This is a genomic window from Pseudomonas sp. PS01300 (genome assembly GCF_029960155.1).
GTDB lineage: Bacteria > Pseudomonadota > Gammaproteobacteria > Pseudomonadales > Pseudomonadaceae > Aquipseudomonas > Aquipseudomonas palmensis.
On sequence record NZ_JASCPN010000017.1, the window covers coordinates 15,478 to 38,564 of the forward strand.

General features: G+C 66.1%; 8 protein-coding genes. All 8 read left to right on the forward strand.

The features are described 5' to 3' along the window. The first annotated feature begins 3 nt into the window (after positions 1-3). Complete coding sequence (gene cyoB, locus QMX96_RS11305; RefSeq protein ID WP_043864405.1) at positions 4-2,022, forward strand: cytochrome o ubiquinol oxidase subunit I; 2,019 nt, start codon at positions 4-6, stop codon at positions 2,020-2,022. Between the two features lie 3 nt (positions 2,023-2,025). Further along, positions 2,026-2,649 (forward strand): cytochrome o ubiquinol oxidase subunit III, encoded by a 624-nt coding sequence (gene cyoC, locus QMX96_RS11310; protein ID WP_043864406.1) that lies wholly within the window; start codon positions 2,026-2,028, stop codon positions 2,647-2,649. Continuing rightward, positions 2,650-2,982 carry a cytochrome o ubiquinol oxidase subunit IV gene (gene cyoD, locus QMX96_RS11315; RefSeq protein WP_043864407.1) on the forward strand — a complete coding sequence of 111 codons (333 nt, stop codon included), beginning with the start codon at positions 2,650-2,652 and terminating at the stop codon, positions 2,980-2,982. Between the two features lie 11 nt (positions 2,983-2,993). Next, positions 2,994-3,881 (forward strand): heme o synthase, encoded by an 888-nt coding sequence (cyoE, locus tag QMX96_RS11320; protein ID WP_213606946.1) that lies wholly within the window; start codon positions 2,994-2,996, stop codon positions 3,879-3,881. An 820-nt stretch (positions 3,882-4,701) separates the two neighbouring features. After that, complete coding sequence (locus QMX96_RS11325; RefSeq protein WP_196932711.1) at positions 4,702-5,829, forward strand: hypothetical protein; 1,128 nt, start codon at positions 4,702-4,704, stop codon at positions 5,827-5,829. Between the two features lie 147 nt (positions 5,830-5,976). After that, the gene (gene alaC / locus QMX96_RS11330; protein WP_043864411.1) at positions 5,977-7,212 is read left to right on the forward strand and encodes an alanine transaminase; all 1,236 of its coding nucleotides are present in this window, start codon (positions 5,977-5,979) and stop codon (positions 7,210-7,212) included. Positions 7,213-7,391: 179 nt separating this feature from the next. Then, positions 7,392-7,766 carry a YkgJ family cysteine cluster protein gene (locus QMX96_RS11335; protein ID WP_043864412.1) on the forward strand — a complete coding sequence of 125 codons (375 nt, stop codon included), beginning with the start codon at positions 7,392-7,394 and terminating at the stop codon, positions 7,764-7,766. A 247-nt stretch (positions 7,767-8,013) separates the two neighbouring features. Continuing rightward, a complete protein-coding gene (locus QMX96_RS11340; protein WP_282361803.1) occupies positions 8,014-23,022 on the forward strand; it encodes an autotransporter-associated beta strand repeat-containing protein in 15,009 nt (5,002 codons plus the stop codon). Positions 23,023-23,087 lie beyond the last annotated feature (65 nt).

A 23,087-nucleotide genomic window follows, 5' to 3' on the forward strand; every position in this document is an offset into this window, starting at 1 on the left:
AAGATGTTCGGTAAACTTAGTCTGGACGCGATCCCGTATCACGAGCCGATAGTCATGGTGACCCTCGCCATGATCGCGCTCGGCGGTCTCGCGTTGGTTGCTGCAATCACCTATTTCCGCAAGTGGACCTACTTGTGGACCGAGTGGCTGACGTCGGTCGACCACAAGAAGATCGGGGTGATGTACATCATCGTCGCGATGGTCATGCTGCTGCGCGGCTTTGCCGACGCCATCATGATGCGTACCCAGCTGGCCATGGCCACTGGCGGCGCCGAGGGCTATCTGCCTCCTGAACACTATGACCAGATCTTCACCGCTCACGGTGTGATCATGATCATCTTCATGGCGATGCCATTCTTCACCGGCCTGATGAACCTGGCCCTGCCTCTGCAGATCGGTGCACGTGACGTTGCCTTCCCGTTCCTCAACTCCCTGAGCTTCTGGCTGCTGGTGTCCGGCGTTGCGCTGGTCAACATCTCCCTGGGCGTGGGCGAGTTCGCCAAGACCGGCTGGGTGGCCTATCCACCGCTGGCGGGTATCCAGTACAGCCCTGGGGTCGGTGTCGACTACTACATCTGGGCGCTACAGATATCCGGATTGGGGACAACGCTGACCGGTGTCAACTTCCTGGCCACCGTGCTGAAAATGCGCGCCCCTGGCATGAAGCTGATGGACATGCCGATCTTCACCTGGACCTGCACCTGGGCCAACATCCTGATCGTGGCTTCGTTCCCGATCCTGACCGCGACCCTGGCACTGCTGACCGTTGACCGTTATCTGGACTTCCACATTTTCACCAACGAGCTTGGTGGGAACCCGATGATGTACGTCAACCTGTTCTGGGCATGGGGTCACCCTGAGGTGTACATCCTGATCCTGCCGGCGTTCGGCGTGTTCTCGGAAGTCATCTCGACCTTTACCGGCAAGCGCCTGTTCGGCCACAAGTCGATGATCTACGCCTCGGGTGCGATCTCGGTTCTGGGCTTCGGCGTATGGCTGCACCACTTCTTCACCATGGGTTCGGGCGCCAGCGTCAACACCTTCTTCGGTCTGGCGACCATGCTCATTTCGATCCCGACCGGGGTCAAGCTGTTCAACTGGCTGTTCACGATCTACCAGGGCCGTCTGCGCTTCACCGCGCCAGTGCTGTGGACCCTGGGCTTCATGGTGACCTTCTCGATCGGCGGCATGACCGGCGTACTGCTGGCCGTACCTGGTGCTGACTTCGTGCTGCACAACAGCCTGTTCGTGATCGCTCACTTCCACAACGTGATCATCGGTGGTGCGGTGTTCGGCTACATTGCCGGCTTCGCCTTCTGGTTCCCGAAAGCCTTCGGTTTCACCCTGAACGAGAAGTGGGGCAAGGCTGCCTTCTGGTTCTGGATCTCCGGTTTCTACGTGGCTTTCATGCCGCTGTACGCACTGGGCTTCATGGGCATGACCCGTCGTCTGAACCACTCGGACAACCCTGCCTGGGAACCGTACCTGTACGTGGCCGTGGTCGGTGCCGTGCTGATCCTGTTCGGTATCGCCTGCCAGCTGATCCAGCTGTACGTGTCGATCCGCGATCGCAAGGACAACATGGACGTCACTGGCGACCCATGGAATGCGCACACCCTGGAATGGTCGACCTCGTCGCCACCGCCGTTCTACAACTTCGCCACCATGCCGGAAAAAGTCGGCCTGGACGCATGGACCGAAGCCAAGCGCGCCGGTATCGCCTACAAGGCTCCGGCCCAGTACGCACCGATCCACATGCCGAACAACACCGCTACCGGTCTGTATATGGGCGCGCTGTTGACCGTCTTCGGTTTCGCCACCATCTGGCACATCTGGTGGTTGGCCGCGGTCGGCCTGATCGGCACCATCGCTGTCTTCGTTGCTCACGCTGCGCGTGACGACCAGGGCTACATGGTTCCTGCCGAGGAAGTGGCACGTATCGAAGGTGAGCGTCTGAAGCACCTCGGTCTGGCTACCGGCTCGCCAGTCGGTGCGCCTGTCGAATCGTTTGAACGGGTTTAATCAATGTCCAGTCATGTAATCAATGCTGATGCTGCTCATGGTCACGACCATGGGCACGAAGAACACCACGACTCGGGCCAGATGACCGTATTCGGTTTCTGGCTGTACCTGATGACCGACTGCATCCTGTTTGCGTCGATCTTCGCAGCCTACGCGGTGCTGTCCGGCAACTTTGCCGGCGGCCCGTCGGGTCACGACATCTTCGAACTGCCGTATGTACTGGCTGAAACCGCGCTGCTGCTGTTCTCCAGTATCACCTTCGGCTTCGCCATGCTGCAGATGTACAAGGGCAACAAGAACGGTGTACTGGCCTGGCTGGCAGTCACCTTCCTGCTCGGCCTTGGCTTCATCGTCATGGAAGTCAACGAGTTCCACCTGCTGATCAGCGAAGGCTTCGGCCCGCAGCGCAGCGGCTTCCTGTCGGGCTTCTTCGCCCTGGTCGGCACCCACGGTCTGCACGTGACCGGTGGTCTGATCTGGATGGCCGTGATGATGTACCAGATCCAGAAGAAGGGCATCACCGGTTCGGCCAAGACCCGCATGGGTTGCCTGAGCCTGTTCTGGCACTTCCTGGACGTGGTCTGGATCTGCGTATTCACCGTTGTCTATCTGCTGGGGGTTCTGTAAATGGCTAACGCACATAACGAGCACGCCGAGGGCAGCCACGGCAGCGTGAAGTCGTACGCAATCGGCTTCGTACTGTCGGTGATCCTGACGCTGATCCCGTTCGGTCTGGTGATGTACCCGACCTTGCCCAAAGACATGACCGTACTGATCGTGGTGGCCTTCGCGGTCATCCAGATCGTCGTGCACCTGTACTACTTCCTGCACCTGGACCGTTCGCCAGAGCAGCGTGAGAACGTCAGCGCCTTCCTGTTCACCGGGTTGGTCATTGCACTGTTGGTCGGCCTGTCGCTGTGGATCATGTTCAGCATCCACACCAGCATGATGGCGAAGTGAGGTAAGACGGCATGTCCTTTAAGCACTTTATCCAAATCACCAAACCGGGGATCATTTTCGGTAACGTGCTTTCTGTGGCAGGCGGTTTCTTCCTTGCCGCGCAAGGGCATGTGGACTTCATGCTGTTCCTGGCCACGGTGATCGGCACTTCGCTGGTGGTGGCGTCCGGTTGCGTGTTCAACAACTGCATCGACCGTGACATCGACATCAAGATGGAGCGCACCAAGAACCGTGTGATGGTTCAAGGGCAGGTCTCGCTGAAGATCGCGCTGGCCTACGCCACCCTGCTCGGGGTGGCCGGGCTTGGCCTGCTGTACGTGCAGGCCAATGCCCTGGCAGCGTTGTTCGGCCTGATCGGGTTCATCATCTACGTGGGTTTCTACAGCCTGTACCTGAAGCGCAAATCGGTGCACGGCACCCTGGTAGGCAGCCTGTCCGGTGCCATGCCTCCGGTGATCGGCTACTGCGCCGTGAGCAACAGCTTCGACCTGGCTGCGTTGACCCTGCTGGTGATGTTCAGCCTGTGGCAGATGCCGCATTCCTATGCGATCGCGATCTTCCGCTTCAACGACTACCTGGCGGCCTCGATTCCGGTACTGCCGGTCAAGCGTGGCATCCTGGTGGCCAAGAAACACATCCTTTGGTACATCGTGGCGTTCCTGGTAGCGACCCTGATGCTGACCATCGGTGGTTATGCCGGCATGAGCTACATGGCCGTGGCCGCGGCGATGGGCATGTACTGGTTGTACATGGCCTGGACCGGCTACAAGGCTGTGGATGATCGCCTGTGGGCGCGCAAGCTGTTCGTGTTTTCCATCTTCACCATCACTGCGTTGAGCGTGATGATGTCGTTGGACACCAAGGTGCCGACCGAACTGCTGCTGACCTACGCGCATTGATCTGATGTGTTGAAAGAGACCCCGGGCCGAAAGGTGCCGGGGTTTTTTTTGCCCTTCAGAAACGGCTTCGCTCCCGCTCCCGCTCCCGCTCTTGCTCTTGCTCTTGCTCTTGCTTTTGCTTTTGCTTTTGATCTTTCCGTCCTTCAGGAGGCCGAATGGAGCCCGCGTGTAGTGGGGTGTAGGGCCATGGATGGCCCGGAAAGTGCCGACGGGCAGGGACGCCCGTGCGGCGCGGCCCCACGGAGCGTGGGTGGAATGAGGGGACCCGTAGCGAAGCGTAGGGCCGGATGCTGGACGGAGCGGTTTTGCTTACTTTTTCCAAGAAAAAAGTAAGCCGCTGTAAGAGCGGAAGGGGCCCTAAGTGTCGATATCCATGCTGGATAAGCACATGATTGTCGATTTTCATGTCGGTGTGATTATCCGACATGGATAGCGCTGCGAGCGGCGCCTTCCGCTCTTACAGCGGGTCACTTTTGGCAAACGCCCCAAAAGTAACCAAAAAGGCTGGGCCCTGCATACGGCCCTACGCTTCGCTCCGGGTCCCCTCGCTCCGCACCTGCTCCGGGGGCCGCGCCGCACGGGCGTCCCTGCCCGTCGGCACTTTCCGGGCCATCCATGGCCCTACACCCCACTACGCAGGCGCTCCACTCGGCCTCCTGAAGGGCCAGAAGATCAAAAGCAGATCAAAAGCCTGAGCGCCTCTGGATCGGTGTATGCCAACGGCCGGCAATCCCTCCCACCCGGGCACCACTCCCCGCTGAACACGCAACCCCCGGCATTGCTAGCGTGACGGCTCCCCAACCCCAAGGAGCACACCGCCATGAGCATTCTGACCGTTTACTTCTGCGGCACCGGATCGCACCGTTTCGATGACCAGAACCCCAATTTCTGGAACGGCGAACTGGTCGCCACCCTTGCTTCCAACGACCAGGGCCGCGAGTTCGCCAACTGGATCGCCATCGACGGCCCGGGCAGCGGCAACCTGCAGGCCGATGACCTGTTCATCGAAAACAAGGAATACGGCCTCACCGGCACCCTGTTCGGCGCCGGCTGGGAGCAGAACGTGGCCCACGCCCTGCAGGTCATCAAGGGCTCCTGCACCTGGCAGCGCGAAAAACTCACCGAGCAGGACTACAACCGCCTGAAGTCAGCCGGCGTGCCGATCGAGGACGTGAAGAAGGAAGGTTCCTGGTTCTGGCGCCAGTACGACTATGGCGACCGCGGCGTGACCCCGCAGCAACTCCAGGAAGGCATCATCCGCATGCACCGCAAGGACGGCCTGATTCCCGATCAGGTCAACATCGTGGGCTGGAGCCGCGGCGGCATCAGTGCCCACATGCTCGCCAACGCCATGGCCGACGACCCGCAACTGGCCCACGTGCCGGTGAACATCTTTGCCATCGACCCCGTGCCCGGGATCAACAACCTGCAGCCACACCGCCTGCACCTGCGCACCAACGTGAAGGAGTACGTGGGTTTCTTTTCTCGCGACGAGCGCTCCAAGGGCTTCGCCTGCGTCATCCCGTCCACCTATCCCGATACCCGTGTCCACATCTTTCCGCTGCCAGGACGCCACGCCACGCTGGTGGGCAATGCCTCGGCCGATGGCGCCAGTGCCGGCAACGAGCTGCCCGACCCGGGCCTGATCGTGCGCCATTTTGCCGAAACCTGCCTGACCCGCTGGGGCGTGACGCTGCAAAAACGCCTTGAGCTGAGCGAAGGGCAGGTGGCCGACTACCTGGATGCCATGGACCGCGACGATGCCCGCTACAGGGCCATGCGCAAGCACTCCTACACGCTGCTGAGCGAGTCCGAAGGGGAGCATCGGCTGGTCCACCAGGGCGATATGCGCAAGGCTTTCAGCTTCGTGCGCGGGGCCCACATGGCGCCGGAGGAGGGCCTGGATGTGGGGAGCTGGCGCTCGCTGTCGTTCGAGCGTCTGTGCTGACACCCCGGCATCGGTCGCGGCCGCGCTGCGCGGCCCGCGATCGAATCCACTTTACAGCATTGCCTGCAGGCACTATCTTCTGCCTCGGCCACCGCAGTGGCCAACGTCGCTCGGACGGTTCCGGGCGCTTACGTCCTCGAGGTAACCATGGCTGACCAAGGTTCGCCGCGCCGCTTTGCGCGCATAGATCGTCTCCCCCCCTACGTATTCAACATCACCGCCGAACTCAAGATGGCCGCGCGCCGTCGTGGCGAAGACATCATCGACCTGAGCATGGGCAACCCCGACGGGGCCACGCCGCCGCACATCGTCGAGAAGCTGGTACAGGTCGCCCAGCGCGAAGACACCCACGGCTACTCCACCTCGCGCGGTATCCCGCGCCTGCGCCGGGCCATCTCGCACTGGTACAAGGACCGCTACGACGTCGAGATCGACCCCGAGTCCGAAGCCATTGTCACCATCGGCTCCAAGGAGGGCCTGGCCCACCTGATGCTGGCCACCCTGGACCACGGCGATACCGTGCTGGTGCCCAACCCCAGCTACCCGATCCACATCTACGGCGCGGTGATCGCCGGGGCCCAGGTGCGTTCGGTGCCGCTGGTGCCCGGCGTGGACTTCTTCAACGAGCTGGAGCGGGCGATCCGCGAGTCGATCCCCAAGCCCAAGATGATGATCCTGGGGTTCCCCTCCAACCCCACCGCGCAGTGCGTGGAGCTGGACTTCTTCGAGCGGGTGGTGGCACTGGCCAAGCAGTACGACGTGCTGGTGATCCACGACCTGGCCTATGCCGACATCGTCTACGACGGCTGGAAGGCCCCGTCGATCATGCAGGTGCCGGGTGCCAAGGACATCGCCGTGGAGTTCTTCACGCTGTCCAAGAGCTACAACATGGCCGGCTGGCGGATCGGCTTCATGGTCGGCAACCCGGAGCTGGTCAACGCCCTGGCGCGAATCAAGAGCTACCACGACTACGGCACCTTCACGCCGTTGCAGGTGGCGGCGATCGCGGCGCTCGAAGGCGACCAGCAGTGCGTGCGCGACATCGCCGAGCAGTACCGCCAGCGGCGCAACGTGCTGGTCAAGGGCCTGCACGAGACCGGCTGGATGGTCGAGAACCCCAAGGCCTCGATGTACGTGTGGGCCAAGATCCCCGAGCAGTACGCGCACCTGGGTTCGCTGGAGTTCGCCAAGAAGCTGCTGGCCGAAGCCAAGGTATGCGTGTCGCCGGGCATCGGCTTTGGCGACTATGGCGATGACCATGTGCGCTTTGCCCTGATCGAGAACCAGGACCGCATTCGCCAGGCGGTGCGCGGCATCCGCCAGATGTTCCGTGCCGATGGCATCGAGGCGCCGAAGGCGGCCAGGGCTTCACGCACGTCGTGATGCACCTCGCCGGCAAGGCCTGCTCCCGTAGGAGCCGGCCTTGCCGGCGAAGGGCGCGACACCGCCTTCCGTCGGCCGCCCATATTTCTTTCACTGCCCCCCTTTTCAACGCCACGCCGAAGCATAGAATGATCGTCGGGTTTCTCCCTCCAACGATACTTCTCCCCCCCTCCCAAATCATGTCCGAAAACAATCCTTGTTTGACTTGCGGTGCCTGCTGCGCGTATTTCCGTGTGTCCTTTTTCTGGGGTGAATGCACCTCGGCCGGGGGTGTCGTGCCTGATGAACTGGTGGTGCAGATCAACCCGACCCGGGTGGCGATGATCGGCACCGACGCCAAGCCGTGTCGCTGCATAGGGCTTGAAGGCGAGATCGGCAAGAGCGTCAGCTGTTCGCTCTATGCCCAGCGCTCCAGCCCCTGCCGCGAGTTCGATGCCGCCTGGGTCAATGGCCAGCCCAACGACGACTGCAACGCGGCGCGGGCCGCCCACGGCCTGCCCCCTCTGGAAGCCAACGAGCCGTTCTGGCCCGCCGAAGACCCGGAGGTGGCCTGACCATTCGTCGGTTGGCTGACGCTGTAAGTTTGACGAGGCCCTGTATTCACGGGGCCCATTGCCAAAGTATTAACACCATTTGACGTAACGCCTTTGCGCAAGGGCTCCGGGAAAGCGGCTACATATTCCAGCACTGGAATCGTAGTCGCCAAGGTCAGGCATTTCGACGTTAGTGTGTGTAGTTTCCACGGCTTACCCGTCGCACGCATTCAAGGAACGAACTGCCTGATCCACGAAGGAGTCGCCCGTGGACAGACGTGCCGTCAAGCTTGCCCCCGCCCGTATTCGCCCCTTGTCGCTGGCCGTGAGCCTGGCCACCGCGGGAATCGCTTTCGGCCTGTTCAGTGCAACGGCCAGTGCTGCCTGTACCCCGCTGATCCCCGGTGCGGGCGCGACGGTCACCTGCACCCCGGGGTTGAACGGCAACGTCAGTTCCTCCGCCAACAACCTGACCCTTAACCTGAGCAATGGCTCGCAGATCAACGCGCCGTTGCTCGGCACGGCAGTCAACCTGACTGGCAACAACGTCACCCTGAACAACTCGGGCACCATCGACCCCGCATTCCTCGGGATCCTGAGCGGGCTCAGCTCCGGGATCAAGGTTGGCAACTCGGCGGCCAGCACGGTCAGCATCACCAACTTCACCGGTGGCGTGATCAAGGGCACCACCGGTGTGCTCAGTGCCAGCCTGCTCAACCTCAACGGCCTGGCCCTGAGCGTGCAGAACGGCAACGGTGGCGTTACCACGCTGGTCAACGACGGCACCATCGGTTCATCGAACATTGTCGGCGTCAGCGTGCTGGCCCCAGACGCCCCGGTGGTGGCGGTGTATGGCGGCGGCAGCGTGAACATGACCAACACCGGCACCATCATCGGTCGCGTGGCGTTCCAGGCATCGGGCACTGCCACCGGCAATACCTTCACCAACAGTGGCGCGATCAGTGGCGGCGTGTCGATGGGGGCGAACTCCACCAACCGCTTCAACGCAATCACAGGTTCCAGTGTCAGTAGCGGGGGAGGTGTAGGCGTCGACCTGGGCATCGCCGGCATCAACCTGCTGTATGCGCCTAGCGGCAAGGTCGACGGCGGTGCCGGCGGCAGCAACACCCTTGCCCTGCAGAACGCCATCGGCGGGGGCACCGGTACCGGCGGCACGGGCACGCTTTCGGCCAGCAACTACATCAACTTCAACAACCTGCTCGTGCAGAGCGGCACCTGGACACTCTCCGGCGCGTTGCTCGGGGTCACCAGCACCAGCCTCAACGGCGGCTCGCTGGTGTTCGACGACGCCTCGACCTTCGGCACCGGCACCATCGCGGCCAACGGTGGCGCGCTGGGTGCGGGCGCGGCCAACCTGTCGCTGGCCAACGCCGTCACCCTCGGTGCCGGCGGGCTCGGCATCATCGGCGACAACAACCTGACCCTCACCGGCATCGTCAGCGGTAGCGGCGCCTTGACCAAGACAGGCGCCGGCACCCTGGGCCTGAGCGGGGCCAATGCCTATACCGGCGGCACCTTCCTCAATGCTGGCGTACTGTCGCTCGCCAACGCCGCGGCCCTGGGCACCGGCAGCCTGAGCGTTACCGGGGCCGGCAGCCTGCAGGGCTCGGTACCGCTGGTGCTGAGCAACGCCGTGCAGCTGTCGGCAGCGCTGAGCCTGCCCGGCAGCAATGCGCTGACCCTGGGCGGTGTGGTCAGCGGCACCGGTTCGCTGAACAAGACCGGCAGCGGCGACCTGACCCTGGCCGCCAGCAACACCTACAGCGGCGGTACCACGCTGGGCGCCGGCAAGCTGATTCTCGGCAATGCCGCCGCGCTGGGGGGCGGTGCATTGACTGCGGCCGCCGGCACCAGCCTGGACACCAGCAGTGCGATGACCCTGGCCAACGCCATCAGCCTGGGCGGTGCGCTGACCCTCACCGGCAGCAACAACCTGACCCTAGGCGGCGTCATCGGCGGCAACGGCAGCCTGGTCAAGAACGGCACCACCAACCTCAACCTCACGGGCACCAACACCTTCACCGGCGGCCTGCTGCTCAACGGCGGCAGCCTGACCGTAGGCAACGGAGCGGCGCTGGGTACCGGCGCGCTGACCCTGGGCGCCAATGCCAGCCTGGACGCCAGCAGCGCAGTCAACCTCAACAACGCCGTGGTGCTCGGCGCCAACACGCTGAGCCTGCTGGGCACCAGCGCGACCACCCTGGGGGGCGTGGTCAGCGGTACGGGCGGGCTGATCAAGAGCGGTGCGGCCGACCTCACCCTGGGCGCGGCCAATACCTTCGGCGGCGGGGTGCAGTTGCAGGCCGGCAAGCTGATCGTCGGCAACAATGCGGCGCTGGGTACCGGCACGCTGGCCGTGGCCGATGGCACCACACTGGACAGCACCACCTCGGTTGCACTGGCCAATGCCATCAGCCTGGGCGGCAACCTGACCCTGGCCGGCAGCAATGCCCTCACGCTCGGCGGCGTGGTGTCGGGCAGCGGCGGGCTGGTCAAGAACGGCGCCGCGTTGCTCACGCTCAACGGCAACAACAGCTTCCAGGGCGGTGTGACGCTCAATGCCGGCGGCCTGATGGTGGGCGCGGCCAACGCCCTGGGCAGCGGCGCCCTGAACACCACGGGCACCGCCAGCCTGGATGCGAGCGTGGCACTCACCCTGGCCAACGCGGTCAACCTTGGCGCCGACCTGACCGTCGGCGGCACGGCCAATCTTGGCCTGGGCGGCCCGATCAGTGGCGCGGGCGGCGTGATCAAGAACGGCGCAGCCGACCTGACCCTTGCCGGCAACAACACCTACGTGGGCAACACCCGGCTCAACGCCGGCAAGCTGGTGCTCGGCAGCAGCACGGCGCTGGGGCAGGGCGCACTGATCGCGGCGGACGGTACCCGCCTTGACGCCGCCCCGGGCGTGACCCTGGGCAACGCCCTCACGCTCAACGGCGCGCTGACCCTCGACGGTAGCAACGACCTGGCCTTGCAAGGCCTGATCAGCGGCAATGGCAGCCTGATCAAGAACGGCACCACCAACCTGACCCTCAGCGGCAACAACACCTTCCTCGGCGGTACCACCCTGAACGCCGGTACCCTGACCCTGGCCAGTGCCGCAGCGCTGGGCACCGGCGCCCTGACTGTCGGCGGCGCGGCGAGCCTTGCCAACAGTTCACCGCTGGTACTGGCCAATGCCGTGGTTCTCAATGGCGTGCTGACCCTGCCGGGCACCAGCAACCTGACCCTGAACGGCGTCATCAGCGGCGCCTCGGGCCTGAGCAAGAACGGCGCGGCCAACCTGACGCTGGGCGCTGCCAATACCTTCGGTGGCGGCGTGGCGCTCAATGCCGGCACGCTGATCCTGGGCAACAACACCGCACTGGGCACCGGCGCGCTGGCTGCTGCCGGCAACACCTCGCTGGACGCCACCAAAGCCCTGACGGTGGGCAATGCCGTGACCCTGGCCGGCAACCTCAACCTGCTGGGCAGCAACACCCTCAACCTCGGCGGCGTGATCAGCGGCGCAGGCGGCCTGACCAAGGCCGGCGGTGCCGACCTGACCCTGAGCGGTGCCAACACCTTCAGCGGCGCCACCAACCTGAACGCCGGCAAATTGATCGTCGGCAGCAACACCGCGCTGGGCACCGGCGTGCTGAACGCAGCCGGCAACACCCAACTGGAGGCCAGCACGGCGGTCAGCCTGGCCAACCTGGTCAACCTGGCCGGCAACCTGGGCATCGGCGGGGCCGCGAACCTGACGCTCAACGGCGTGGTGGGCGGCACCGGCAGCCTGACCAAGACGGGCACGGCCACCCTCGGCCTGAACGCGGCCAATACCTATCAAGGCGGTACCAACCTCAATGGCGGCGGCCTCAGCCTGGGCAACAACCAGGCACTGGGCAGCGGCGCACTGAACGTGGGCGGCGCTGCCACGCTCGACAACAGCGTGGCGCTCAACCTGGCCAACCAGGTGAACCTGAACGCCAACCTGAGCGTTGTCGGCAGCAATGACCTGACCCTGGGCGGTGTGATCGCCGGGGCCGGCCAATTGATCAAGAATGGTGCCGCCACCCTGACCCTCAATGGCCTCAACACCTTCACCGGCGGGACCTTGCTCAATGCTGGCGCGCTGGTGCTGGGCAATGCCTCGGCGCTGGGCAATGGCGCACTGAACGTGACCGGTGCGGCCAGCCTCGACAACAGCGCCAGCTTTGCCTTGGCCAACGCGATCAACCTGGGTGCCAACCTGACCCTGGCCGGCAGCAACGACCTGACCCTGGGCGGCGTGATCAGCGGCGCCGCCGGGCTGGTCAAGAACGGGGCGAGCAACCTGACGCTCAATGGCGTCAACACCTTCCAGGGCGGCACCGTGCTCAATGCCGGCGGCCTGACCCTGGGCAATGCCAATGCCCTGGGCACCGGCGCGTTGACCGTGGCCGGCAACGCCAGCCTGGACAACAGCGCCAGCTTCGCACTGGGCAACAACCTGGTGCTCAATGCCGACCTGAGCCTGGCGGGCAACAACGACCTGAGCCTGGGCGGGGTGATCAGCGGCACCGGTGGCCTGATCAAGAATGGCCTGGCCGACCTGACCCTGAGCGGCAACAACACCTTCAGCGGCGCGGTCAATGTGCTCAACGGCAGCCTGACCACGGTCGGTGCCGGCGCACTGGGCAATGCCTCGGCGGTGAACGTGGGGCTGGGCGCCAGCCTCAACCTGGGTAACAGCAGCAGCCTTGCCAGCCTCACCGGCAGCGGCAGCGTGAACCTGGGGGCCGGTACCAACCTGAGCGTGGGCGCGGGGGATGCCAGCAGCGTATTCACCGGCGGCCTGGCCGGGGCCGGTGGCCTGATCAAGGTCGGCGGCGGCAGCCTGGAACTGGCCGGCAACAACGGCCTGCTGAGCGGTACCACCCAGGTCAATGGCGGCACCCTGAACGTCACCGGTTCGCTGGGCAGCAACCTGGTGCAGGTCAATACCGGCGCCACCCTCACCAGTACCGGCACCGGCAGCGTGCTGGGCGCGGTGACCATCGCCGATGGCGGCCACCTGGCGGCCAACAGCGGCAGCAGCCTGACCCTGGGCTCGCTGGTGCTCAACGCCAACTCCAATCTCGACGTGGGCCTTGGTTCGCCGGCTACCGGCGGCAATGCGCTGATCAAGGTCAACGGCAACCTGACCCTGGACGGCACCCTCAATGTCAGCGACATCGGCGGCTTTGGCACCGGTATCTACAGCCTGATCAACTACACCGGCCAGCTCACCGACAACGGCCTGGTGATCGGCAGCATTCCCGGCAGCGTGCAGCTCGGCGACCTGCAGGTACAGACCTCGATCGGCAGCCAGGTCAACCTGCTGGTCGGTGGCGCCAATGGCAGCGTGCTGTTCTGGGACGGCACCGGCCTGGTCGGCAACGGCGTGATCCAGGGCGGCAACGGCACCTGGGATGCCCTGAGCACCAACTGGACCACGGTCAACGGCACCGGCAACCGTGACTGGAACAGCAACTTCGCGGTATTCCAGGGCGCCGCAGGCGACGTGCTGGTCAATGGCGCGCAGTCGATCACCGGCCTGCAGTTCGTCACCGATGGCTACCGCCTGCTCAATGGCGTGACCGGCCAGCTGAACCTGGTCAATGGCAGCAATGGCGCCATCACGGTGCGTGTCGATCCGGGTGTGACCGCCACGGTTGGTGTCGCCCTGGGCGGCAGCGGCCTGCTGAGCAAGGTCGACAGCGGCACGCTGGTGCTCAACGCCAGCAACAGCTACAGCGGCGGCACCGCCCTCAATGGCGGCACCCTGGTGGTGGGCAACAACCTGGCGCTGGGCAGCGGTGCGCTGACTGCTGCCAACGGCACCACGCTGGACAGCAACGCCAGCATCGCCCTGGGCAACAGCGTCAACCTGCTCGGCGGCCTGACGGTGGCCGGCAGCAACGATCTGGCCCTGAACGGCAGCATCAACGGCGCCGGCAACCTGACCAAGAACGGCGCTGCCACGCTCACCCTGGGCGGCGCCAACAGCTACACCGGCGGCACCACCGTGGCCGCTGGCCGGCTGCTGCTGGGCAATGACCTGGCCCTGGGCACAGGCGCGCTGCACGTGACCGCTGCCAGCAGCCTGGCAGGCACTACCACGACCAACCTGGCCAACGCCATCGACCTGGGCGCCAACCTGACCCTCGACGGCCTCAACGCCATGACCCTCAACGGCATCGTCAGCGGCAGCGGTGCCCTGAACAAGACCGGCACGGGCAACCTGACCCTCAATGGTGCCAACACCTACCAGGGCGGCACCAGCGTCGGCGGCGGCACCCTCACCCTGGGCAATGGTGCGGCACTGGGCAGTGGTGCGCTGAACGTCACCGGCGCGTCCAGCCTGGCGACCAGCACCCCGCTGAGCCTGGCCAACGCGATCAACCTGGGCGCCGACCTGACCCTGCCGGGCACCAGCAACCTGGTGCTCAATGGCGTGATCGGCGGCAGCAGCGGGCTGGTCAAGAACGGTTCGGCCAGCCTGACCCTCAATGGCAACAACACCTATCAGGGCAGCACCAGCCTCGCCGGCGGCACCCTGATCGTCGGCAGCAACACCGCACTGGGCACCAGCACGCTCACTGCACAGGCCGGCACGTCACTGGACGCCAACAGCGCCGTGACCCTGGGCAATGCCATCGGCCTGCTCGGCGGCCTGACGGTGGTCGGCAGCAACGACCTGACCCTTGCCGGCAACCTCACCGGCAGCGGCGGGCTAAGCAAGAATGGTGGCGCGACGCTCACCCTGTCGGGCAGCAACACCCACCTGGGCAACACCTTGCTCAATGGCGGCCGCCTGGTCCTGGGCAGTGACCAGGCGCTGGGCCTGGGTAACCTGGTGGCAGCAGGCGGCACCACGCTGGACAGCAGCCTGGATGTCACCGTGCTCAACGCCGTATCGCTGGCCGGCAACCTGACCGTTGGCGGCACCCACGACATCACCCTGGGCGGCCAGGTCAACGGTGCCGGCAGCCTCACCAAGAATGGCGCGGGCAACCTGACCCTGACCGGTGCCAACGCCTGGCAGGGCGGCACCACCCTGAACGCCGGCACCCTCACCGTGGGCAATGCGCTGGCGCTGGGCAACGGCGGCCTCAGCGTGGGCGGGGCGTCCACCCTGGCCAGCAGCGCTGCGGTGAACCTGGCCAACGCGGTCAACCTGGGCGCCAACCTGACGGTCGCCGGCAACACCGACCTGGGCCTGACGGGCGTGGTCAGCGGCACTGGCGGGCTGATCAAGACCGGTGGCGGCAACCTCGCCCTCACCGGTGCCAACACCTACAGCGGCGGCACCACCCTGAATGCCGGCACCCTCACCGTAGGCAACGCCACCGCACTGGGCAGCGGCGCGCTGACGGTCGGCGGCGCCTCCACCCTGGCCAGCAACACCGCGCTGAACCTGGGCAACGCCATCGGCCTGAATGCCGACCTGACCGTCGCCAACAGCGCCGGCCTGACCCTGGGCGGCGACATCAGCGGTGCGGGCGGCCTGATCAAGACCGGCACCGGGGTGCTGACCCTCGGCGGCAACAATACCTACCAGGGCGGTACCGCGCTCAATGCCGGCGGCTTGCTGCTGACCTCGGCCACGGCGCTGGGCAGTGGCACCCTGACCGCCGCCGGCGCCACCACGCTGGACACCAGCACCGCGCTGACCCTGGACAATGCCCTGGTACTGACCGGCAACCTGACCCTGCTCGGCGCGCAGAACCTGGCCCTGACGGGCGCGATCAGCGGCGCGGGCGGCCTGGTCAAGACCGGCGCCAGCGACCTGACCCTGAGCGGCGCCAACACCTACAGCGGCGACACCCTGCTGGGCGCCGGCCGCTTGATCGTGGGCAGCGACAGCGCACTGGGCGTCGGTACCCTGCGCACCAGCAACAACACCATCCTCGATGCCAGCACGGCGGTGACGCTGGGCAATGCGCTGAACATCGTCGGCAACCTGAACGTCGGCGGCAGCAACGACCTGACCCTGAACGGCGTGATCGACGGCCCCGGCGACCTGACCAAGAACGGCGCTGCGACCCTCACCCTCAACGGCAGCAACACCTACAGCGGCGAGACCATCCTCACCGCCGGCACCCTGGTGCTGGGCAACAACAATGCGCTGGGCACCGGGGTGCTGTCGGTCACCGGCAACTCGAGCCTGAGCAGCGGCAACAGCGCCGTGGTGGTGAACAACGGCATCGGCCTCAATGCCAACCTCACCGTCAACGGCAGCAACGACTTCGGCCTGGGCGGCGTGATCAGCGGCAACGGCCAACTGATCAAGACCGGTAGCGGCAACCTGACCCTGAGCGGCACCAACACCTATTCCGGTGGTACCAGCCTGGGCGGCGGCACCCTGACCGTCACCAATGGCGCTGCGCTGGGCAGCGGCGCACTGAGCGCCACGGGCACCAGCACCCTGGGCAATACCCAGGCTGTCACGCTGCTGAATGCCATCGCGGTCAATGGCGACCTGACCCTGGACACGGCCGCCAACCTGACCCTGGGTGGGGTTATCAGTGGCTCGGGCAACCTGATCAAGAGCGGCGCCCAGGAACTGGTGGTGTTCGGCAACAACACCTTCAGCGGCACACTCGATATCACCCAGGGCATGCTGACCACCTTGAATAGCAACGCCCTGGGCAATGTCGCCAGTGTCAATCTGGGCAGCGGCACCGACCTGAACCTGAACGGCAACACCAGCATCGGTGCACTCACCGGCAGCGGCACCACCAATATCGGCCTGGGCAGCACGCTGAGCCTGGGCAATACCAACCTGGACAGCGTCTTCGCCGGTGCCTTTGTCGGCAGCGGCGGCTTGAACAAGGTCGGCACCGGCGTGCTGGAACTTGCCGGCATCAGCAACCTGGGCGGCGCCAGCCAGGTCAGCGGCGGTACCTTGAGCGTGTCGGGCGCCCTGAACGGGGGGAACCTGACGGTCAATTCCGGTGCGACCCTGACCGGCAGCGGCAGCGTGGGCGGGCTGACCACCATCGTCAACGGCGGCCACCTGGCCGGCACCAGCGGCACCCAGCTCAGCTTCGGCTCGCTGGCGCTGGCGCCCAACGCCAGCATCGACGTCGCACTCGGCTCGCCCGTCACCGGCGGTACCTCGTTGTTCAATGTTGCCGGCAACCTGACCCTGGGTGGCACGCTCAACATCACCGATGACGGCGGCTTCGGCAATGGTATCTATCGCCTGTTCGATTACGGCTCGCTGACCAACAACGGGTTGGTGCTGGGCAGCCTGCCGGGCAGCGTCACGCCCGGCGAGCTGCAACTGCAAACCGCGATTACCGGCCAGGTCAACGTGCTGGTCAACTCGCCCAACCTGATCGTGCAGTTCTGGGATGGGGCGGGCACTGTCCCCGATGGCGTGGTGCAGGGCGGCAGCGGCACCTGGAACAGCACCACCACCAACTGGACCGACCTCAACGGCACAGTCAACGACGTCTGGCAGGGGCAGTTCGCGGTGTTCCAGGGCGCTGCGGGCGGCGTGGTCACGGTCGAAGGTGGTCAGGCCGTCAATGCCCTGCAGTTCATCACCGACGGCTACCAGCTGGTCGCCGGCAGTGGCGGCGTGCTCAACGCCGTCAACGGCAACAGTGGCAGCTTTGCGGTACGGGTCGACCCGAACGTGACCGCCACCCTGGACCTGCCGGTCAATGGCAGCGCGACCCTGGCCAAGCTCGACAGCGGCACGCTGGTGCTCAACGGCGCCAACGGCTACACCGGCGGCACGCAGCTCAATGGCGGCACCCTGGTGGTCGGCAATGACGGCGCGCTGGGCAGTGGCACGCTGACTGCGGCCAATGGCACCACCCTGGACAGCAACAAGGCGGTGAGCCTGGCCAACACCATTGGCCTGCTCGGCCAACTGAGCATTGCCGGCAGCAACGCACTGACGCTGGACGGTGACATCAGCGGCACCGGCGGCCTGCTCAAGGCGGGCGGCGCCAGCCTGACGCTCAACGGCGACAACAGCTACACCGGCCCTACCGCCCTGAATGCCGGCACGCTGGTACTGGGCAGTGACACCGCACTGGGCGTCGGCGCCCTCAACGCGGCCGCGGGCACGCAACTGGACAGCAGCAGCGCGCTGGCGCTGGCCAACACCTTCAACCTGAGCGGCAACCTGACGCTGCTCGGCAGCAACGACCTGACCCTCAATGGCCTGGTCAACGGCGCCGGCAGCCTCACCAAGCAGGGCAGCGGCAGCCTCACGCTCAACGGTGCCAACGGTTTCACGGGCGGTACCGTACTGCAGAGCGGCACCCTGAATGTCGGCAACGCCGGGGCGCTGGGCAGTGGCGCGCTCACCGTCAGTGGCGCCTCCAGCCTGGTCAATGGCAGTGCGCTGTCACTGGCCAATGCCATCGTGCTCAACGCCGGCCTGACCCTGCCGGGCAGCAACAACCTCACCCTGGGCGGTGTCATCAGTGGCACGGGCAGCCTGAACCACACCGGCAGCGGCGGCCTGACCCTCACCGGGGTGAACACCTACAGCGGTGGCACCCAGCTGGGTGCCGGCAACCTGACCCTGGGCAACGGCTCGGCGCTGGGCAGCGGTGCCCTGAGTGTCAGCGGCACCTCCACCCTGACCACCACCAGCGCCATGACCCTGGCCAACGCGGTGGATGTGGGCGGCACGCTCAACGTGGCGGGCACCAACAACCTGACCCTGGCCGGCGTGCTGAGCGGTGCGGGCACCCTGAACAAGAACGGTGCGGCCAACCTCACCCTCAGCGGCAACAACAGCTTCAGCGGCATCCTCAACATTCTTTCCGGCAGCCTCAGCACGGTGGGCAGCGGTGCACTCGGCAACCCGGCCGAGCTCAACCTGGGCAACGGCGCCAGCCTCAACCTGGGCGGCACCACCAACCTGGGCGAGCTCAGCGGCAGCGGCACCGTGAACGTAGGCGCCGGTACCGGCCTGCAAGTGGGCGAGGGCACGTTCGGCGGGGTGCTCAGCGGCACCGGTACGCTGGACAAGACCGGCACCGGCACGCTGACCCTGGGCGGTGGCAATACCCTGAGCGGGGCCACCACCGTCAGCGGCGGCAGCCTCATCGTCAATGGCAGCCTGGCCAGCAGCACCGTCACGGTGAACAGCGGCAGCACCCTGGGCGGCACCGGCAGCCTCGGCGGCGCGCTGACCGTCGCCGACGGCGGGCACCTGTCGCTGCGCAGCGGCGATACCCTGAGCGTCGGCTCGCTGGTACTGGGCGCGGACGCCAACCTGGATGCGGCCCTGGGCGCCCCTGTGGTGGGTACCCCGGCGCTGATCAACGTGGGCGGCAACCTGACCCTGGACGGCAAGCTCAATGTCACCGACCTGGGCGGGTTCGGTGCGGGCGTGTATCGCCTGATCGACTACAGCGGCGCGCTGACCAACAACGGCCTGGCCATCGGCAGCGTGCCCAATGGGGTCATCGCGGGCGATCTGGATGTGCAGACCGCCGTCAACAACCAGGTCAACCTGGTGGTGGGCGGCAGCAACAACAACGTGCTGTTCTGGGACGGCAGCCAGACCGTCGGCAATGGATCGGTCGACGGCGGCGCCGGTGTCTGGAGCGTCGGCGGCACCAACTGGACCGATGCCAACGGAGCGCTCAACCAGGCCTGGAACGGCACCTTCGCGGTGTTCCAGGGCACGGGCGGCGCGGTGACCGTCGATGGTGTGCAGACCGTCAACGGCCTGCAGTTCCTCGACAATGGCTACGTGCTGAGCGGTGACGCGCTGAACCTCACCAACGGTGCCCAGGGCACCGGCAACGTGCGTATCGGCAACGGCGTGAGCGCCACACTGAACGTGGACATCAACGGCAGCGGCACCCTGGCCAAGCTCGAAGGCGGCACCCTGGTGCTCAACGGCAACAACGGCTATACCGGCGGCACCCAGCTCAACGGCGGCACGTTGGTGGTGGGCAGCAACACCGCCCTGGGCAGCGGTGCGCTGACGGCTGCCGACGGCACCACGCTGGATGCCAACCAGGCCGTGACCCTGGGCAACGCCGTGACGCTCGGCGGTGCGCTGACCATCGCGGGCAGCAATGACCTTGATCTCACCAACCTCGTCAGCGGCAGCGGCAGCCTGGTGAAGAACGGTACGGCCGACCTGACCCTGGCCGGCGCCAACACCTACCAGGGCGGTACGCGCCTCAATGCCGGCAGCCTGACCCTGGGCGACAACGCTGCACTGGGCAGCGGCGCGCTCACGGTGGGTGGCACTGCGCAGCTGGACGGCACGCTTGACCTGCAACTGGGCAACGCCGTCAGCCTGGCCTCGCAACTGACCCTGGGCGGCAGCCACGACCTGACCCTGAACGGGGTGATCAGCGGCAACGGCAGCCTGGTGAAAAACGGCAATGGCGCACTGCTGCTGAGCGGTGCCAACACCTACAGCGGCGGCAGCACCTTCAACGCCGGCAGCGTGCAGGGCAATACCAGCAGCCTGCAGGGCGCGATCCTCAACAACGCCGCGCTGACCTTCGAACAGGCCAGCAACGGTACCTACACCGGCAACCTCACCGGCAGCGGCACGCTGATCAAGAACGGCAGCGGGCAACTGCTGATGACCGGCAACAGCGGCTTCACCGGCGCCACCACGGTCAACGCCGGCAGCCTGCTGGTCAACGGCAGCCTGGCCAGTGCCACGGTGCAGGTCAACAACGGGGCGACCCTGGGCGGCAGCGGCAACTACGCCGGCACGGTCAACCTGGCCAGCGGTGCGACCCTGGCGGCAGGCAGCGGCGCCACGCCACTCAAGGTCGGTGCGCTCAACCTGGATGCCGGCAGCAATGTCGACCTGGCGCTCGGGCAGGCATCGGCCTCGACCACCGTGGTCAAGGTGGCGGGCGACCTGACCCTTGATGGCACGCTCAACATCAGCAATGCCGGTGGCTTCGGCAGCGGCGTTTACCAGCTGTTCAGCTACGGAGGCAACCTGACCGACAACGGCCTGCTGTTCGGCCTGCTGCCAGGCGGCACCTTGCCAGGCCAACTGACCCTGCAGACGGCCATCGCCCAGCAGATCAACCTGGTGGTGCAGGGCGCCGGTGGCGCACTGCAGTTCTGGAACGGCGGCAAGACCAACGCCGACGGCACCATCGGTGGCGGTAGCGGCACCTGGGGCAACGGCACCAACTGGACCGACGTCAACGGCAACCTGAGCGAAACCTGGGATGCGCAGTTCGGCGTGTTCGGTGGCCAGGCGGGGACCGTCACCGTGGCCGGCAACCAGTCCTTCACTGGCCTGCAGTTCCTCAGCGGCGGCTACCAGCTGGTGGCCGGCAGCGGCGGCAGCCTGACACCGGTCAATGCAGCCAATGGCGACCTGGCCGCCGTGCGCGTGAACACCGGCGACAGCACGCAGATCTCGGCGCCGCTGGTGGGCGCGGGCGGTATCGAAAAACTCGACGCAGGCACGCTGATCCTGAGCGGCGCCAACACCTACACCGGCGGCACCAGGGTCAGCGGCGGTACGCTGGTGGGCAACACCACCAGCCTGCAAGGCAACATCGTCGACAACGCCAGCCTGGTGTTCCAGCAGGACACCGACGGCCGCTTCAACGGTGTGCTCAGCGGCACCGGCAACACCGTCAAGCAGGGTAGCGGCAGCCTGCTGCTGACCGGCAACCAGCCGTTCAGCGGCAACCTGGCGGTCAACCAGGGCCTGCTGCTGGTGGGCAATGCGGCCAACCCGGGCACGGTGCTCGGGGCCAAGGTCACGGTGGGGGCCGGTGCCGCACTGAGCGGCAACGGCAGCGTGGGCTCGCTGGTCAACAACGGTGTGGTGCAGCCTGACCCGGCCAGTGGGCTCAAGGTCGGCGGCAACTTCACCAACGCCCCGGGCGGCACCCTGCAGGTGGTGGTCGGCAACCCCGCCAGCAGCGGCCTGACCGTGGGCGGCACGGCCAACCTGGGCGGCAGCCTGGTGGTGCTGAACTCGGCACCGGCCTCGGGCAACGCGCAGTACACCGTGGTGACTGCCGGCGGCGGGGTGAACGGCACCTTCACCACCGTGCAGTTGCCGGATACGCCGTTCTACGACACCACGCTCAACTACGGCAGCAACCAGGTCGGCGTCACCATCAGCCGCAACGGCACCAGCCTCGGCGATGTGGCTGCGACCCCCAACCAGCAGGCCGTGGCCGGCGCACTGGGCAGCAGCGGGGCACCGGCGGCGGTGCTGGGCGCGGTCATGGCGCAGAACCGTGGTGGCGTTCAGGCGGCGCTGGACAGCCTGTCGGGCGAGATCCATGCCAGTACCGCCAGTGCGCTGATCGAAGACTCGCGCTACGTGCGCGAAGCGGTCAACGACCGCCTGCGCCAGCCAGGCTGCATGCGCGAGGAGGATCCGCGTCGGGCCCTGGCACCGAACGCCAACCAGCTCACCAGCGACGGTTGCCACGACGAGGCCGTGGGCTGGGCGCAGGCACTGGGCACCTGGGGCAAGATGGACGGCAACAGCAACAGCGCCAGCATCGACCGCAACGTGCAGGGCTTCCTGCTCGGGGTGGACCGCAGCCTGAACAGCGACTGGCGCGTGGGCGTGGCCGCCGGCTATACCCGCAGCGACCTGGATGCCAGCGGCCGCCGTTCCGATGCGAGCATCGACAGCTACCACCTGGCCACCTACCTGGGCTACCAGCTCGATGCCTTCTCGGCCCGCGTGGGTGCGGCGTACAGCTGGCACGACATCGAGAGCAAGCGTGACGTCGCCATCGGCAGCTACGACGACCGCCTCAAGGCCAAGTACAAGGCGCGCACCGCGCAGGTGTTCGGCGAGGTGAGCTACGCCATCGAGGCAGGCGGCGTGGCGCTGGAACCGTTCGCGGGCCTGGCCTACGTCAACTACGACAGCGACACTGCACGCGAGAAGGGCGGCGCGGCGCGGCTCAAGGCCAGTGCCGACCAGGACATCACCTTCTCCACCGTGGGCCTGCGGGCGGGCAAGGCGTTCAAGCTGGCCAACGGCAGTACCCTGACCCCGCGTGGCAGCCTGGGCTGGCGGCATGCCTACGGCGACACCAAGCCCGATGCCGACCTGCGCTTCATCGAGGGCGGCGCCGGCTTCACCACCCAGGGCGTGCCGATCGCCCGCGATGCGGCGGTGGTTGAGGCGGGGCTGGACCTGTCGATCGGGCAGGCCGGCAAACTGGGCCTGGGCTATTCGGGGCAGCTGTCCAGCGACACCCGCGACCATGCGGTAACGGTGAGTTTCAGCATGGGGTTCTAGGCGGCGAACGACGATCACGGCGCGTGAAGGCGGTGGCTTGAGCGCAGGTACCTCAAGTACCATCG

Bases quoted from the DNA above. Each gene is read 5' to 3' on its own strand.
- cyoB (WP_043864405.1), top strand. From the start codon at position 4: ATGTTCGGTAAACTTAGTCTGGACGCGATCCCGTATCACGAGCCGATA.
- cyoC (WP_043864406.1), top strand. From the start codon at position 2,026: ATGTCCAGTCATGTAATCAATGCTGATGCTGCTCATGGTCACGACCAT.
- cyoD (WP_043864407.1), top strand. From the start codon at position 2,650: ATGGCTAACGCACATAACGAGCACGCCGAGGGCAGCCACGGCAGCGTG.
- cyoE (WP_213606946.1), top strand. From the start codon at position 2,994: ATGTCCTTTAAGCACTTTATCCAAATCACCAAACCGGGGATCATTTTC.
- QMX96_RS11325 (WP_196932711.1), top strand. From the start codon at position 4,702: ATGAGCATTCTGACCGTTTACTTCTGCGGCACCGGATCGCACCGTTTC.
- alaC (WP_043864411.1), top strand. From the start codon at position 5,977: ATGGCTGACCAAGGTTCGCCGCGCCGCTTTGCGCGCATAGATCGTCTC.
- QMX96_RS11335 (WP_043864412.1), top strand. From the start codon at position 7,392: ATGTCCGAAAACAATCCTTGTTTGACTTGCGGTGCCTGCTGCGCGTAT.